Below are 14,385 nucleotides of genomic sequence, written 5' to 3'. Positions count from 1 at the left end.
CCAGTTCCTCCGGATTATATTCAATCCACTTCGCGCAGACGGTATCCAACGCCGGTTTCGGTGGTGATGTAACGCGGCTGGTCGGGCGTCTTCTCGATCTTTTGCCTGAGCTGCCGCACATAGACCCTGAGATATTGCACATCGGTCGAATCGCCCCAGACCTGTTTCAGCAGGAAATGGTGGGTGAGAACCTTGCCCGCATGCTGCACCAGGATACGCAGGATGTCATATTCCTTCGGCGAGAGCTTTATCTCCCTGCCCTCGACGGTGACGATGCGCTTCACCAGATCGACCGTGAGATCGCCAGTATGGAAAACCGGCTTCTCGCCCTGTTGCTGAAATTTGTGGCGAAGCGCCACGCGGATGCGCGCGACAAGCTCGTTCATGCCGAACGGCTTGGTGACATAGTCGTCGGCGCCGAGTTCAAGTGCCGAGACGATGCCGGCCTCATCGGTGCGGCTGGAAAGGATGACCACGGGAATGTCGAAGCCGTCATCCCGCCACTTGCGCAGCAATTCGTGGCCGCCCATGCCGGGCAGGCCGAGATCGAGCAGGACCAGGTCCGGCTTTTCAGTCTCCATGAGTTCGATCGCGGTTTTGGCGTTGGGCGCCTCACTGATCGCATAGCCCTGGCTGCCAAGGCCGACGCGAAGCAGCTTGCGGATCGGCGGCTCGTCATCGACGACCAATATCTTGACGTCCAGATTGGTCATGGCAAGCTATCCATGTCGGGAGCGCCCACATCTTGGTCATCGCCGTTGGGGTCGTCCACAGTCGGCAATTCCGTCGGCACCGGCATTCTGATGGTAAAAACCGCACCAGAACGGTCGGTCCTGTTGGCCGCCGAAATCATCCCGCCCATCGCCTCGATGAAGCCGCGGCAGATCGAAAGTCCAAGCCCGGTGCCGGCACGGACCTGATCGCCTTTGCGCACCCGGTAGAACGTGTCGAAAACGCGCTCCAGATCGGCCGGCGGAATGCCCGGACCCTCGTCCATGATCTGCAGGGTGACGAAGCCGTTGTCGAGCCAGCCCTGCAGGCGGATCGTGGAACCAGGCGGCGCATACTTCGCCGCGTTGTCGAGGAGGTTGAACAGCACCTGCTCAAACAGAACGGGGTCAAGCCTCAGCATTGGCAGGTCGGCCGGAATATCTATGTCGGTCTTATGTTCGCCGATGATTTTCCTGGCTCGGTGCAGCGCGGAACCGACAATATCGCCGACATAGTGGAAGGCGTAGTTCGGCTCCATCGCCCCGGATTCGATCTTGGTCATGTCGAGCAGATTGGCGATGAAGCGGTTCAGCCGTTCCGATTCGTCGAGCACGGTCGACAGCAGGTCCGCACGATCCGGTTCGGGAAGTGCCGGCGCGAATTCCCTGAGCGTGCCGGCGGCGCCCATGATCGCTGCAAGCGGCGTTTTCAGGTCGTGGGAAATCGAGGTTAGCAGCGCCGAGCGCAGGCGGTCCGCCTCCGCAGCAAGCTTGGCCCGGTCGACGTCGGCGACAAGCTGGATGCGTTCGATGGCCACCGCCGCCTGGTCGGTGAGGGCATCGAGCAGCCGCTGCTGCTCGGGCGTCAGCAGCGGTCCTTGCTTGTCGTTGTCGAGGCCGACGACGCCGACGGCGGTGCGCCCGGTCCGCAGCGGCAGATACAGGCGTCTTGCTCCGGGCAGCGTGTCGGCGCCGCGTCCCGCAGCGCGGTTGTGCTCCCAGGCCCAGAGTGCCGCGGCGATGTCGGCTTCGGCCAGGGTGTCGTCGGGCGGATAGCCGGCCTTGACCGTAATCGTGCCGTTTTCAGGCAGAAGCAGCACCACACGCAGCTTCAGCATCGAGGCGATCTGGAAGGCGGTCGCCCAGAGAACGTCGTCGAGCGTGCCTGTTCCGGCCAGCTTCTTCGAGAACAGATATAGATCCTCGGTTGTGCGGGCGCGGGACTGTGCCGCCACGGCCTGGCGCTGCACCCGCGCCGTCAGATTGCTGGCAATGACTGCCACGCAGAAGAAGAAGCCGAGCGCGACGACGCTTTCCGGGTCGCTGATGTTCAAGGTGTACAGCGGATCGAGAAAGAAGAAGTTGAAGGCCATGGCGCTGAGAACGGAAGCGAATATCGCCGGCCACAGGCCCGCCGTGACGGCGGACACCAGCACTCCCATCAGGAAGACAAGAGCGATGTTGCGCACGTCGAGCACGCGCGACAACAGCAGCCCGAAAAGCAACCCCGCGACAACGTAAGCGGTGACGATCAAATAGGGCTTGACGTCGAGGCGCGCCGCTCGCGCCGAGGTGACACCTCGTGCCGGCTGGACTTGTGCTTGGTCGTCGCCGGAGACGACGTGAACGCTGATCTTGCCGGCGTCGCGTATCAGATCATAGGTGACGGAGCCGTCGAACAACTGCCGCCAGCGCGGCTTGCGCGGCTTGCCTGTTATGATGTGGGTGACGTTGTTTGCCGCCGCGTAGCGCAGTATGTCGGCGGCGACGTCTTGACCGGGTATGGTGACGGCGACGCCACCCAGTTGTTCGGCGAGGCGAAGCGTTGACGCAAGCCTGTCGCGATCCTGTTCGGACAGGGAACGCGGCGTTTCGACGTAGAGCGCCAGCCATGATGCGCGAAGTCGCTCGGCCTGGCGGCGAGCATAGCGCACTAGGGACGCGCTGCGCGGATCCTCGTCGACCCAGACCAAGACACGTTCGCTGGCCGCCCAGGGCCCGGGTATCGCGTGGGCCTGCATGTGGATCAGCAACTGTTCGTCGACGCGCTGGGCAGTGCGGCGCAGCGCCAGTTCCCTAAGCGCCGTTAGGTTGCCCGGCGAGAAATAGTTCTCGATGGCGCGCTGGGCGGTATGCGGGAAATAGACCTTGCCTTCCTCGAGCCGCTTGATCAGGTCGTCGGGCGTGAGATCGATGATCTCGATGTCGTCGGCATGGTCGATGATGGAGTCTGGAACCGTCTCACGCACCCTGACGCGCGTGATCTGGGCGACGACGTCGTTCAGGCTTTCGACATGCTGGATGTTGAGCGTCGTATAGACGTCGATGCCGTGCGTCAGGATTTCCTGGACGTCGAGATAACGCTTGGGATGGCGGCTGCCCGGCGCGTTGGTATGGGCGAGCTCGTCGACGAGGACCAGCGCCGGGCGCCGGGCCAGAATGGCATCGATATCCATCTCCTCGAGGATGCGCCCTTTGTAGTCGACCTGGCGACGCGGAATCACCTCATAGCCGTCGACCAGCGCTTGGGTTTCCTTGCGGCCGTGCGTTTCGACAACGCCAATCACGACGTCAATCCCGTCGGCCAATCTTGCACGGCCCGACATCAGCATCTCGTAGGTCTTGCCGACACCGGGCGCCGCGCCCAGAAATATCCGAAGGCGACCGCGCGCCTCCCGTTCCGCATGATCAAGCAGTGCGTCGGGTGATGGTCTGGTTTCGTTGCGGCTGTCGTCCGGCATCAGAATCGATCATGAATGGCGCCGGAGGTGGTGTCGATCCCCGGCCAGCCATTCATTGCTTGGTGGCCTCGTCAAGCGCCAGGTTGAGCGCCAGAACATTGACCACCGGCTCTCCCATGAAACCGAGCTCGCGGTTCTCGACATGGCTGTCGACCAGGGATTTGATTCCGGCTATCCCCCTGGCCTTGGCCACCCTGGCGACCTGGAAATAGGCGGCTTCGGGGCTGATATGCGGATCGAGGCCGCTGCCTGAACTCGTGACCAGATCCATCGGCACCGGCTGGTCCGGATTTTCCGCCTTCAGCCTGTCGGCATCGCCCTTGATGCGGTCGATCAGCTTGGGATTGGTCGGACCGAGATTCGAACCGCTCGATGCGCTGGCATTGTAGCCGTCGCCGGCGGCCGATGGGCGGCCATGGAAATAGCGGTCGCCGGCGAAGGTCTGGCCGATCAGTTCGGAGCCGATGACCTTGCCGTCTTTCTCGATCAGACTGCCATTGGCCTGTCGCGGGAACACAGCCTGAGCAATGCCGGTCATGCCGATCGGGTAGATCAGGCCGGTTAGCACGGTGAAGAAAACGATCATGATGATCGCGGGTCTGATTTGCTTGAGCATGGACGTAATTCCTTATGCGAGGCCAAGCGCGGTGATGGCCATGTCGATCGCCTTGATGCCGACGAAGGGGACGACGATACCGCCGAGGCCGTAGACAAGAAGGTTCCGGCTGAGCAGCGCCCCGGCGCCGATCGCGCGATATTTGACGCCTCTCAGCGACAGCGGGATCAGCGCGATGATGATCAGCGCGTTGAAGATGATGGCCGAGAGAATGGCGCTCTGCGGCGTTGCCAGATGCATGATGTTGAGGGCCTGCAGCGGGCCTGATGTCTGCCCCGGCGCGATGTAGAAGACGGCGAAGATGGCCGGGATGATGGCGAAGTACTTGGCCACGTCGTTGGCGATCGAGAAGGTCGTCAACGAGCCGCGCGTCATCAGCAGCGCCTTGCCGATTTCAACGATCTCGATCAGCTTGGTCGGATCGCTATCGAGGTCGACCATGTTGCCGGCTTCGCGCGCAGCGACCGTGCCGGTGTTCATGGCAACGCCGACATCGGCCTGGGCAAGGGCGGGCGCATCATTGGTGCCGTCGCCGCACATGGCGACGAGCTTGCCCTTGGCCTGTTCGTCGCGGATCAGCTTCAGTTTGTCCTCGGGCGTCGCCTGGGCAAGGAAGTCGTCGACGCCGGCTTCCGCTGCGATCGCCGCCGCCGTCATCGGATTGTCGCCGGTGATCATCACCGTTCGGATGCCCATCTTGCGCAGTTCGGCGAACCGTTCCCTGATGCCGCCCTTGACGATGTCCTTGAGATGGACGACGCCGAGCAGGCGTCCGTCGCGCTCGACCGCCAGCGGCGTGCCGCCGGATTTGGCGATGTCGTCGGCGATTGCCTGCAGGTCGAGGACGGTGCCGCTGCTGGGGCGCGTAGCATGGGTGGCGACGGTCGACTGATTGACGTGGGCGAGCACCGATTCGACGGCGCCCTTGCGGACCGACGAGCCATCGATGTCGACGCCACTCATGCGGGTTTGCGCGGTGAAAGGCACGAAAGTGGCATGCAGTGTTGCCATGTCGCGGGCGCGGATGGCGTATTTCTCCTTGGCCAGCACGACGATCGAGCGGCCTTCAGGCGTTTCATCGGCAAGCGAGGCAAGCTGCGCCGCGTCGGCCAGCTCCTGCTCGGTGACGCCCTTGACCGGGCGGAATGCCGTCGCCTGGCGATTGCCGAGCGTGATCGTGCCGGTCTTGTCAAGCAGCAGCGTGTCGACATCGCCCGCCGCCTCGACGGCGCGGCCCGACATGGCCAGCACGTTGAAGCGCACCAGGCGATCCATGCCGGCGATGCCGATGGCCGAAAGCAGCGCGCCGATCGTCGTCGGGATCAAGGTCACGAACAGGGCGACCAGGACGGTCACCGAGATGTAGCCGCCCGAATAGGAGGCGAAGCTCGGGATCGTCGCCGTTGCCAGCACGAAGATCAGCGTCATGCCGACGAGCAGGATATTGAGCGCGATCTCGTTGGGCGTCTTCTGACGTTCCGCGCCTTCGACCAGCGAGATCATGCGGTCGAGGAACGTGTGGCCGGATGCGGCGGTGATGCGTACGCGGATCCAGTCGGACAGCACCTGCGTGCCGCCGGTCACCGCCGAACGGTCGCCGCCGGATTCGCGGATGACCGGAGCGGATTCGCCTGTTATCGCCGCCTCGTTGACCGAGGCGACGCCTTCGATCACCTCGCCGTCCGACGGGATGATGTCGCCGGCCTCGACGAGCACCACGTCGCCGACCTTCAGGCCTGTGCCCGGCACCAGCTTGAACTTGCTGCGGTCGTCGCCGGTCAATAGCTTGGCCTGGGTTTCGGTGCGCGCCTTGCGCAGCGAATCGGCCTGCGCCTTGCCTCGGCCTTCGGCGACCGCTTCGGCGAAGTTGGCGAAAAGCACGGTGAACCACAGCCAGATGATGATCTGCAGCGAGAAGCCGAGATCGCCGCCGCCAGTGACAAGATCCTTGGCAAACAGGACAGTGGTGAGTGCCGAGACGACGGCGACGACGAACATCACCGGATTCCGCATCAAGGTGCGCGGGTTCAGTTTCCTGAAGGCGCCGCCGATGGCAGGCAGCAGGATGCGGGCATCCATGATTACAGCCGATTTGGACTGGCTCATTTAGTGGCTCCAGTGTCGATGTTGTTGGATGGCACCGATCGATCGTATGCCGAAAGCAGATGCGGAAGCCCGGAGGCCAGCAACCAGATCACGAACATGACTGCCGCAATGCCGAAGAAGGTGGACAGGGTCGGGAAAGGCGGAGGGTTTGCCTCGCCCTTCTGATCTTCCCGATGGCGAAACTTGCGACGTATGGGTTCGAACCAGGACATGACATTGATCCAAAAGTGGGGGATCCAAAAGTGGGGGATCCAAGGTGGGGGATCCAAGGCGGGGCGGTTTTCAGAATGTCTGCCCGTGGATGCCAGCCAGGTGCTCGATGATCGGCCCAACCGCCAGAGCCGGGAAGAATGTGAGGCCGCCAACGATCAGGATGACGCCGACCAGCAGCCCGACGAACAACGTCCCGTCGGTCGGGAAGGTGCCGGCAGAGGCGGGCACAGTCTTCTTGGCGACCAGCGAACCGGCAATTGCCAAAGCCGGGATGATGACCAGGAAGCGGCCCATCAGCATGCCGATGCCTAGCGTGATGTTGTACCAGGGCGTATTGCCGGTCAGGCCGCCAAAGGCCGAGCCGTTGTTGGCGGCAGCCGAGGTGTAGGCATAGAGAACCTCGGAGAAGCCGTGCGGGCCGGCATTGGCCATGGAGGCGACGCCTGTCGGCAGCACTACCGCGATGGCGGTGAAGACCAGCATCGCCAGCGGCAGGCAGAGAATGGCCAGCATTGCCATCTTGATCTCCTTGGCCTCGATCTTCTTGCCGAGATATTCGGGCGTGCGTCCGACCATCAGTCCGGCGACGAAGACGGCGATCACGATGTACATCAGGATGCCGTAGAGACCGGCTCCGACGCCGCCCACTATGACCTCGCCGAGTTGCATGTTGATGATCGGGATCATGCCGCCAAGCGCGGTGAAGCTGTCATGCATGGCATTGACGGCGCCGCAGGACGCGGCCGTGGTGATGACCGCAAACAGCGCCGACAAAGCAATGCCGAAACGCGTTTCCTTGCCTTCCATATTGCCGCCGTCAATGCCCAGCGCGTGAACCAGCGGATTGCCCGATGCTTCCGCCCAGTAGCAGACGGCGACACCAGCGATGAACAGGACGCCCATCGCGGTCAGGATCGCCCAACCCTGGCGCTGGTTGTCGTTCATGCGGCCGAAGACGTTGGTTAGCGCCGCACCGATGGCGAAGATCGAAACCATTTGGATCAGGTTCGAGATCGCGTCGGGATTTTCAAACGGATGCGCGGCATTGGCGTTGAAGAAGCCGCCGCCATTGGTGCCGAGCATCTTGATGGCGATCTGCGAGGCGGCTGGCCCGACTGCGATCGTCTGCTGCGCGCCTTCGAGCGTCGTTGCGTTGATATAGGCGCCGAGCGTTTGCGGCACGCCGAGATAGACATAGACCAGCGTCAGCACGATGCAGAGCGGCAACAGCAGGTAAAGGGTGGACCGGGTCATGTCGACCCAGAAATTGCCGATCGATTTGCCGGAAGCCTTGGTGAAGCCGCGGATCAGCGCGATCGCGACGGCGATACCGGTTGCCGCCGACAGGAAGTTCTGCACGGTGAGGCCGGCCATCTGCACGAGATAGGACATCGTGCTTTCGCCGCCATAGTTCTGCCAGTTGGTGTTGGTCATGAAGCTGGCGGCGGCGTTGAAGGCGAGCCCGGGTTCGACGGCGGTCATGCCGGCGGGATTGTAAGGCAGGCTGCCTTGCAGCCGTTGCAGGAAGTAAAGCACCAGGAAGCCGGCCAGGTTGAAGAACAGCAAGGCCGCCGCATAGGAGGTCCAGTGCTGCTCCTCGCGCTCGCTGGTTCCCGAGATGCGATAAAGGCTCCGCTCGACGGGGCCCAGAATCGGCGAGAGGAATGTGCGGTCGCCGCTGAAAACGCGATACATGTAGCCGCCGAGCGGCTTCACAAGCAAAACGACGATGCCGCAGTAGACGAGGATCTGTAGCCATCCGTAGAGAGTCATTGACATAGCTTTCCGTGCCTGGCGCCAGTTGCTGTCAGAAGCGTTCTGGGCGAACGAGGGCGTAAGTCAGGTAGGCGAGAAGAAACAAGGTCACGCCGCCACCAAGGATATAGTCGACAAGCATTTTTGCGATCCTTCCGCCTAGAGACTGTCGCAAATTTTGATGTAGGCGAAGAACAGGGCAAAAAACAAAACCCCGATTCCAAGAACGATGACGTCCATCGCGGATGTTCCTTATCTTCGTTTTATTCGTTTCGCCTGCGAATGGCTGGGCGGAAATCACGTGAAAACACACGGTCACCGCAGCAAGCAGTGACCGTGACGTGTGTTTCGCGGTAAATATGGATCAAAAAGCCATAAAGGTTCGAGACGTCGCGGACAGGAAAGAAATAAAATTCCTATAAGGATTTTACTGTCGCGATCTCAACGCCGGCATGGCGTTTCAAAGTCGTGTGCTAGCAACAAAGCTGCCGAAATCAGGCGCCAGGCACGTAGATCACGGCGTATTTATCGGAATATGCCCGTTTCCATTCCAGCTCGTCGAAGAAGGGAATGCGGCTGTCGTCCGCGCTCAGCAGCGCCCAATCGATCGCATATTTGTTGAGCTGTGCCGCGAGGATCGGCTTGCCGCCGCTGCGGCCCATTTCGGTGTCGGTCTTCGTGAAGCCGTCGAGAAAGAGCTGATCCGTCCGACCGTCTATGAATGTCTTGTAGCCGTGGAAGATCAAGGTGCCGCCGAAATTGTAAGAATTCAGGACGTTGCCTGACAGATGATGACTTTCGGCGAATGCAAGCGCGTCCCTGGCGGAAGTCTTCTGGCTTGGCTCGACCTGATAGGCGCTGGTGAGCATGGCTACCACGCCCATCACCAGAACGCCGGCCGCGCCGCAGATCTGGTAAAACCATTTGGCGAAAAACCGTTCCAACCCGTCGCGCTTGTCCGCCATCCATTTCGCCAGGGAAAGTGCTGGATATTGCTCTCCTATCTCGGCCGCAATCACGATCGGCACCAGCAGGAAGAACAGATACATGAAGCGCAAATGGGTGAGGTAGATATGCAAGGCAAAGATGATGAACAGAGCCTTGGCCCAGCCGATGCGAAGTCTCGACACAAGCAGCGCGAAAACGAACAGCAGGATACCCACTTCCTGGAGCGGTTGATCCGAGACATCGAAGGGTCGCCACTCGGTGATCAGGGGAACCGCTTCATTGCCGTAGGCGACTGTGAATGTGGCGAGGATGGCCTTGACGCCATAGGGATTGATCAGGCTGACCAGCGGGCAAAGCAGTCCGAAAGCAACCCATTTGGCGAGGAGCACGGGGTTGGATAGGCGGGTTCGCGCAAGGAGATCGAGGCCGGCGAAAGCCGCAATGACGAAGCCCACAGTAAAGGTCGCGTGGAGATTAGCCCATAGCACGAGCAGGCTAAGCAGCCAGAGAGGCGGTGCTTGCTCATTGCGCGCCGCGCGGAAAAGCGTTGCCGCCCAGATCACGATAATGGGCAAGGTGAAGATGTGGGGACGTGCGGTGTAAATGGGGGAGATCATGGCCGCCGCGAACAGGGCCAGTCCGACCGCTGCGATCGGTCTCAGCCAGGTGCTGAGATGCCATGACAGCAGCGACATCGTCAGCGCGATGGTGGCGATGATCAGCGTTGCCACGCCGTTCCAGCCGCCTACGGTGTAGGCAGATGCGAGGAGAATCTGCCCAAGCCATTCCTTGGCGATCCATGGCTGGCCGGCGAAGGTATGGGAATAGCTGTCGACAAGCGGGAACGTACGATTTGCCAGCAGGTCGAGCCCCACCTTGACCTGCCACCAGCAGTCGGGGTCCTGCAGGATTTCGGCAGCATGGGCGCAAAGCGCGAACGCAACGAGAGGCGCGACGAGCAGGCAGAACATCAACCGCGACCGCTGGGCGTCATTGACCGGCGACGCCGCCACCATGGTCGCCTGCACCACGTTCATATCATGTCTCCAGGCCGCTTTGCGGCAGGTTGATCAGAGGTTTCGGCGTGTCACTCATCCGAGGGGCAAGGCGGTCGGTCAGACGGCAGGCTTGAGCGCATGCACGAAATATTGAGCCCCCACAGGAATCCCGCTCAAGTAGCGTTCCAGGGGCCGCAACCTTGCGAACAGGCGCGGGAAAAAAATCCGGTAGACGATATCGGCCCTGGAGAAGCCCGCTGCGGCTACTCGCGCTCGCATGTCGCGGCCGTTGATCAGAACCGCGTTCTCATCGAAGGCACAGCTTCGGACTGCGTGCGTCGTCAGCGGATTCCAGGGATTGTGCTCGAACAGAAAGAAGCTGCCGCCGTCAGCCAGCACGCGCTCGATCTCCTTGATCAGGCCGACATGGAGGTTTTCAGGGATGTGATGGAACACACAGGCGGCGAAGACGAGATCGAAACTGCCGTCTGCATAAGGGATCGTTTCGCCGTCGAAGTGCCTGAAATAAGCCTGGCCGGGAAAGCGCATGTGGGCGATGTCGAGCGACTGCGAGGACGGGTCGAGCAAGGTGATTTCGCTGTCGGGAAACGCGGCGCGCATGGGTCCCAGCGAATTGCCGACGCCGGCGCCAAAGTCGAGTATCCGCCGCGGTTTCACACCGGAGCGAGCAAGTCGTGCCGCGACGTCGTCGATCTTGTACTGCGCAAAGAAATCCGGCGTTTCGCCGCTCAGCCGGATGCTTGCGGCGTGCTGCTGCTGATATTCCTGCGCGAACTGGTCAAACTCGGCCTGAAGCACGCGCGGCTCCCTTTGTCATTTCCCGAGCCAGTTCCTGCAGTTGGTGGACGGGCAGCTTCGCGGCGGCGGGATCGTGGGCAGCGATCTCGTTGACGAGATAGAGAGGCCGCCGCTTGGTCTCCATATACATGCGCCCGAGATACTCGCCGAAAATCCCGAGGACCAGAAGCTGGACACTGCCAAGGATCAGGACGATCGCTGCCAGGCTGGTCCAGCCGGGCAAGACGCTGCCGGCAAACCATGAGAACAGCGTGTAGCCGAGCGCGGCAAGTCCGAGCAAACCGAAGATCATGCCGAGATGCGAGGCAAACCGCAGTGGCACGATCGAGAAGCTGGTCATCGCGTCCATTGCCAGAAGCACCATCTTCTTCAGGGGATAGTGCGTGGCGCCGGCGAAGCGCTCGTGCCGTTCATAGGGAAAGGGCACCTGTTTCAAACCGATCCAGCTCACCATGCCGCGAATGAAGCGGTAGCGCTCGGGCATCGCATTGAGATGATCGAGCGCCCGGCGGCTCATCAGGCGAAAGTCCCCGGAATCGAGCGCCATGTCGACATCGACCATCCTGCGGAGCAGACGGTAGAACACGGCCGCCGTCGCGCGCTTGAACCAGCCTTCGCCTTGCCGCCTCAGCCGCTGGCCATAGACGACGTCGAAACCCTCATCCATCTTTGCCATCATGGCTTCGAGCAATTCCGGCGGATCCTGAAGGTCGGCATCGAGAATGAGAATGCGCTGGCCGCGGCAAAACTCCAGGCCGGCGCTGAGCGCGATCTGGTGGCCGTAGTTGCGGGCAAGATCCAATCCGACGACGTGGCTGTCCTGTCTGGCGAGCTCGAAAATTGCCTCTCGCGTACCGTCGGTTGCTCCATCGACGACGAGGACGATCTCGTAGGAATGCCCCGCTTGTTCACGGCAAGCGGCCGTGACGCGCCGGTAAAGCTCGGCGATCCCCCCGATTTCGTTGTAGCACGGCACGACGATAGACAGCGCAATGGCTCGTCGCGTGTCGATTTTCCCTGTTTGCGCCAAAAGCCCAGCTCCCGTTATTAGAACGGGAATAGGCCGAATTTGTTAGAAAACCGATAAACCGCTCAGGTCGGCCGGCAACGTCAGACAAACCAAGCGTGGCGGCGCACGACGTCGTGGGCGGCCGCTCCGCCAAATCGGTGGCTCAGCCTTCGGCCTTGAAGTTCTTCGCTTCCTTCTCGACCTTGGCGCTGTCCTTGCCATGCTTGCGCATCAGATCCTTCGCTTGGTTGGGCGAAACATCGGTGGTTTCGGCGAGACGCAGGGCTTCCTTGTCGTCCGGTTCGCGTTTCTTCCGATCGGCCATGGCGGCCTTTTTGCCAGTCATCACAACGCCTTTATGCTCTGTGCGATTTCGTTCAGCACCTTGCGATCGGTGCCGTGGCGCTTGATCAGCGTGCGAGCCTGATCGGGAGTGATGCCGGCTTCCTCGGCGAAATGCCTCACCTCATAGTCTTCATCGCCCGCCACTTGCGAGCGATCGCGGTTGTCGGTCTTGGTCTTGTCGTCGGCCATAGCAGTTCTCCTCGTCTCGAGCCTGGAGCATAACGACGGAAATTTCGTGAGGTTCCTTAGCGCCGGCCTTCGCGCACAAACAGATGGGCTTCCTTGGCCGCAGCCGTGAACGCCCGCCGCGCACTGCCGACTGCCCGACGCTGCTCCATCGCATCCATCATGGCTTTTAAGGCTGCGCGATATTTCGGCCCGCGATTTTCGTCTGGCCATTTGTCGACCAGAAGCGTGGCCGCCTGGACCGTCCTCGTAACAGAGAGGGGCCGTCCGGTCCGTGCGCTCTCGATGGTCACGGGAACGTCGAATTGTTCATCGCGCATTGACGCCACTCCTCGGCTCCAGCGAGAAAACGGCGCAGCGGGGTATTCGTTCCAGAGACGATGAGCGAGGCCCTCTCGATGACATCGGGTGGCGCTCGCACTTTTTGGTCTGGCCCATTCCGAAGGTCAGGGAGGGCAGAACTAGGCAGCCAGATCGCTTGGGATCTTGCCGCCATTTTCGGCAAGCTTTTTCATCAATGCACCGTGCAGCCATACATTCATGGTTGCAGTGTCGCTCATGTCGCCGGTGTAGCTCAGATCGCGAGCAAACTCCTTGCGGGCGGCGAGGCTGCTGTCGATATCGAGGGCCTTCATGGCGTCATTGCGACCCGACGGGCTGTCACGTGTAACAGGCGAGGGCGCTGTTTCGAAGCCTGCCGCGTAACCACACCAGTCCAGGCAATTAAGCCGAAGGCCGGGGCTTTGGGTGACATGCATTAGCGGGACCGGTGGTCGAACACGACCCCCATGGTCCTACCAATTGCGCTCATGACGATAAGCTCGACGAGTTGGTCGTCGCTGTCGTCACAAGCTGGGCCTGCCCGGCGGATGGCTTCTATTGCGGCTCTGGTCGATATGGTGTCGCCGGCGCGGAATTTTGAAAGTGCAGATGAAACAAGTTCCTCGGCCGTCAAGTCAACGACAGGCACTCTCGAAACGATGTTCATTGGCCTCCTCCGCCATGAACCCTCTCCCACGGAAATGATACGCCAATCGGCAGTTTGCGCCAGCGAAATAGTGGTCCGACCAGGCCAATCGGACCGGGACAGTTGCCCCTCGTGGAGCTCAACGCGACGCGGCCGATTTTGCTTTTTCTCGGCTCCTCGCAGCCGGCTTGATCCTGATGCGCACCGCTCCACCCTCGGGGCGATCGATCTCAAAGGCATTCGTCTTGCGCACGAGATCGCTCAGCTTGCGGAAACCGAAGGTTCTCGGATCGAAGTCCGATGCGAGATTGGCGAGCTGATTGCCTACGATGCCGAGCGGTACCCAGCCATCCTCTGTTTCCATCTGTGAAATGACCTTGGTGATAATCGGCGTCGCGGCGCTGGGTGGCTGCAAAGATTTCGTCGGCGCCGCGTCCTGAGCGTTGGCTGGCGCAGTCGAAAGCAGGTTCTCGGTGTATACGAACCGGCGGCATGCCTGCCGAAAACTCTCCGGTGTCTTGTGCTCGCCAAATCCATAAACGTCGACGCCGTGCTCCCTGATGCGAGCAGCAAGTCGGGTGAAATCGCTGTCGGACGACACCAGGCAGAAGCCTTCGAACCGCCCGCTGTGGAGAAGGTCCATCGCGTCGATGACGAGCGTGATGTCGGATGCGTTCTTGCCGGTGGTGTAGGCGAACTGCTGCTGCGGGATGATCGCGTGCTTCGACAGCACATCGGCCCATGCCTTCGAACGGGTGCTGGAGAAATCGCCATAGATGCGACGAACGCTTGCCTCGCCGATCTTTGCGATTTCCTCGAACAACCCGTCGGCGATCTTGGCCGAGGCATTGTCTGCGTCGATCAGCACTGCAAGCCGTGGAGAGCGTGGTTCGGTAGGCAAGGTGAGCCCCTTTTTGGCTTCGCACCAGATGACATATGGTGCAGCGGCAATATCCGACACCTCTCTATCAG

General features: G+C 61.3%; 15 protein-coding genes and 1 pseudogene. All 16 read right to left on the bottom strand.

All coding sequences use genetic code 11. The features are described 5' to 3' along the window. Positions 1–20 precede the first annotated feature (20 nt). The 16 genes and pseudogenes from NKH73_RS20295 to NKH73_RS20220 all read right to left on the bottom strand — a co-directional run bounded on the left by NKH73_RS20295 (position 21) and on the right by NKH73_RS20220 (position 14,314). A complete protein-coding gene (locus NKH73_RS20295) occupies positions 21–713 on the bottom strand; it encodes a response regulator transcription factor (RefSeq protein WP_352935346.1) in 693 nt (230 codons plus the stop codon). After that, positions 710–3,451: a DUF4118 domain-containing protein gene (locus NKH73_RS20290; RefSeq protein WP_352935342.1), complete on the bottom strand. Its 2,742-nt coding sequence runs from the start codon at positions 3,449–3,451 to the stop codon at positions 710–712. The genes NKH73_RS20295 and NKH73_RS20290 overlap by 4 nt, the downstream gene beginning before the upstream one ends. A 52-nt stretch (positions 3,452–3,503) precedes the next feature. Beyond that, entirely contained in the window at positions 3,504–4,067 is a 564-nt protein-coding gene (gene kdpC, locus NKH73_RS20285; RefSeq protein WP_352935339.1) for a potassium-transporting ATPase subunit KdpC, read from the bottom strand. A 12-nt stretch (positions 4,068–4,079) separates the two neighbouring features. Next, complete coding sequence (gene kdpB / locus NKH73_RS20280; protein WP_352935336.1) at positions 4,080–6,173, bottom strand: potassium-transporting ATPase subunit KdpB; 2,094 nt, start codon at positions 6,171–6,173, stop codon at positions 4,080–4,082. Further along, positions 6,170–6,385, bottom strand: a complete 216-nt coding sequence (locus NKH73_RS20275; protein WP_352935333.1) for a hypothetical protein — start codon at positions 6,383–6,385, stop codon at positions 6,170–6,172. The genes kdpB and NKH73_RS20275 overlap by 4 nt, the downstream gene beginning before the upstream one ends. A gap of 70 nt (positions 6,386–6,455) precedes the next feature. Then, complete coding sequence (gene kdpA / locus NKH73_RS20270) at positions 6,456–8,159, bottom strand: potassium-transporting ATPase subunit KdpA (RefSeq protein ID WP_352935330.1); 1,704 nt, start codon at positions 8,157–8,159, stop codon at positions 6,456–6,458. A gap of 34 nt (positions 8,160–8,193) precedes the next feature. After that, positions 8,194–8,283, bottom strand: a complete 90-nt coding sequence (gene kdpF, locus NKH73_RS20265; RefSeq protein WP_081609884.1) for a K(+)-transporting ATPase subunit F — start codon at positions 8,281–8,283, stop codon at positions 8,194–8,196. A 352-nt stretch (positions 8,284–8,635) separates the two neighbouring features. Continuing rightward, a complete protein-coding gene (locus tag NKH73_RS20260) occupies positions 8,636–10,126 on the bottom strand; it encodes a hypothetical protein (RefSeq protein WP_352935326.1) in 1,491 nt (496 codons plus the stop codon). A 78-nt stretch (positions 10,127–10,204) separates the two neighbouring features. Then, positions 10,205–10,906, bottom strand: a complete 702-nt coding sequence (locus tag NKH73_RS20255; RefSeq protein ID WP_352935323.1) for a class I SAM-dependent methyltransferase — start codon at positions 10,904–10,906, stop codon at positions 10,205–10,207. Beyond that, positions 10,887–11,936 (bottom strand): glycosyltransferase family 2 protein, encoded by a 1,050-nt coding sequence (locus NKH73_RS20250; RefSeq protein WP_352935320.1) that lies wholly within the window; start codon positions 11,934–11,936, stop codon positions 10,887–10,889. The genes NKH73_RS20255 and NKH73_RS20250 overlap by 20 nt, the downstream gene beginning before the upstream one ends. A gap of 142 nt (positions 11,937–12,078) precedes the next feature. Then, positions 12,079–12,261, bottom strand: a complete 183-nt coding sequence (locus NKH73_RS20245; RefSeq protein ID WP_352935317.1) for a hypothetical protein — start codon at positions 12,259–12,261, stop codon at positions 12,079–12,081. Further along, positions 12,261–12,449 (bottom strand): DUF3606 domain-containing protein, encoded by a 189-nt coding sequence (locus NKH73_RS20240; RefSeq protein WP_352935315.1) that lies wholly within the window; start codon positions 12,447–12,449, stop codon positions 12,261–12,263. The genes NKH73_RS20245 and NKH73_RS20240 overlap by 1 nt, the downstream gene beginning before the upstream one ends. A gap of 56 nt (positions 12,450–12,505) precedes the next feature. Further along, positions 12,506–12,766 carry a DUF982 domain-containing protein gene (locus NKH73_RS20235; RefSeq protein ID WP_352935722.1) on the bottom strand — a complete coding sequence of 87 codons (261 nt, stop codon included), beginning with the start codon at positions 12,764–12,766 and terminating at the stop codon, positions 12,506–12,508. A 141-nt stretch (positions 12,767–12,907) separates the two neighbouring features. Continuing rightward, positions 12,908–13,087, bottom strand: a pseudogene (locus NKH73_RS20230) (DUF3597 family protein); the annotation flags it as partial. A gap of 116 nt (positions 13,088–13,203) precedes the next feature. Then, a complete protein-coding gene (locus tag NKH73_RS20225; RefSeq protein WP_352935312.1) occupies positions 13,204–13,434 on the bottom strand; it encodes a hypothetical protein in 231 nt (76 codons plus the stop codon). A gap of 118 nt (positions 13,435–13,552) precedes the next feature. Next, positions 13,553–14,314, bottom strand: coding sequence for an NYN domain-containing protein (locus NKH73_RS20220; RefSeq protein ID WP_352935309.1), 762 nt, complete (start codon positions 14,312–14,314; stop codon positions 13,553–13,555). Positions 14,315–14,385 lie beyond the last annotated feature (71 nt).

Source organism: Mesorhizobium sp. M0938 (assembly GCF_040319125.1).
Taxonomy (GTDB): Bacteria; Pseudomonadota; Alphaproteobacteria; order Rhizobiales; family Rhizobiaceae; genus Mesorhizobium; species Mesorhizobium robiniae.
The sequence above is the reverse complement of the archived record's forward strand: the minus strand, read 5'-3'. Positions and strand labels throughout refer to the sequence as shown.

Bases quoted from the DNA above. Each gene is read 5' to 3' on its own strand.
- NKH73_RS20295 (WP_352935346.1), bottom strand. From the start codon at position 713: ATGACCAATCTGGACGTCAAGATATTGGTCGTCGATGACGAGCCGCCG.
- NKH73_RS20290 (WP_352935342.1), bottom strand. From the start codon at position 3,451: ATGCCGGACGACAGCCGCAACGAAACCAGACCATCACCCGACGCACTG.
- kdpC (WP_352935339.1), bottom strand. From the start codon at position 4,067: ATGCTCAAGCAAATCAGACCCGCGATCATCATGATCGTTTTCTTCACC.
- kdpB (WP_352935336.1), bottom strand. From the start codon at position 6,173: ATGAGCCAGTCCAAATCGGCTGTAATCATGGATGCCCGCATCCTGCTG.
- NKH73_RS20275 (WP_352935333.1), bottom strand. From the start codon at position 6,385: ATGTCCTGGTTCGAACCCATACGTCGCAAGTTTCGCCATCGGGAAGAT.
- kdpA (WP_352935330.1), bottom strand. From the start codon at position 8,159: ATGACTCTCTACGGATGGCTACAGATCCTCGTCTACTGCGGCATCGTC.
- kdpF (WP_081609884.1), bottom strand. From the start codon at position 8,283: ATGCTTGTCGACTATATCCTTGGTGGCGGCGTGACCTTGTTTCTTCTC.
- NKH73_RS20260 (WP_352935326.1), bottom strand. From the start codon at position 10,126: ATGAACGTGGTGCAGGCGACCATGGTGGCGGCGTCGCCGGTCAATGAC.
- NKH73_RS20245 (WP_352935317.1), bottom strand. From the start codon at position 12,261: ATGACTGGCAAAAAGGCCGCCATGGCCGATCGGAAGAAACGCGAACCG.
- NKH73_RS20240 (WP_352935315.1), bottom strand. From the start codon at position 12,449: ATGGCCGACGACAAGACCAAGACCGACAACCGCGATCGCTCGCAAGTG.
- NKH73_RS20235 (WP_352935722.1), bottom strand. From the start codon at position 12,766: ATGCGCGATGAACAATTCGACGTTCCCGTGACCATCGAGAGCGCACGG.
- NKH73_RS20225 (WP_352935312.1), bottom strand. From the start codon at position 13,434: ATGAACATCGTTTCGAGAGTGCCTGTCGTTGACTTGACGGCCGAGGAA.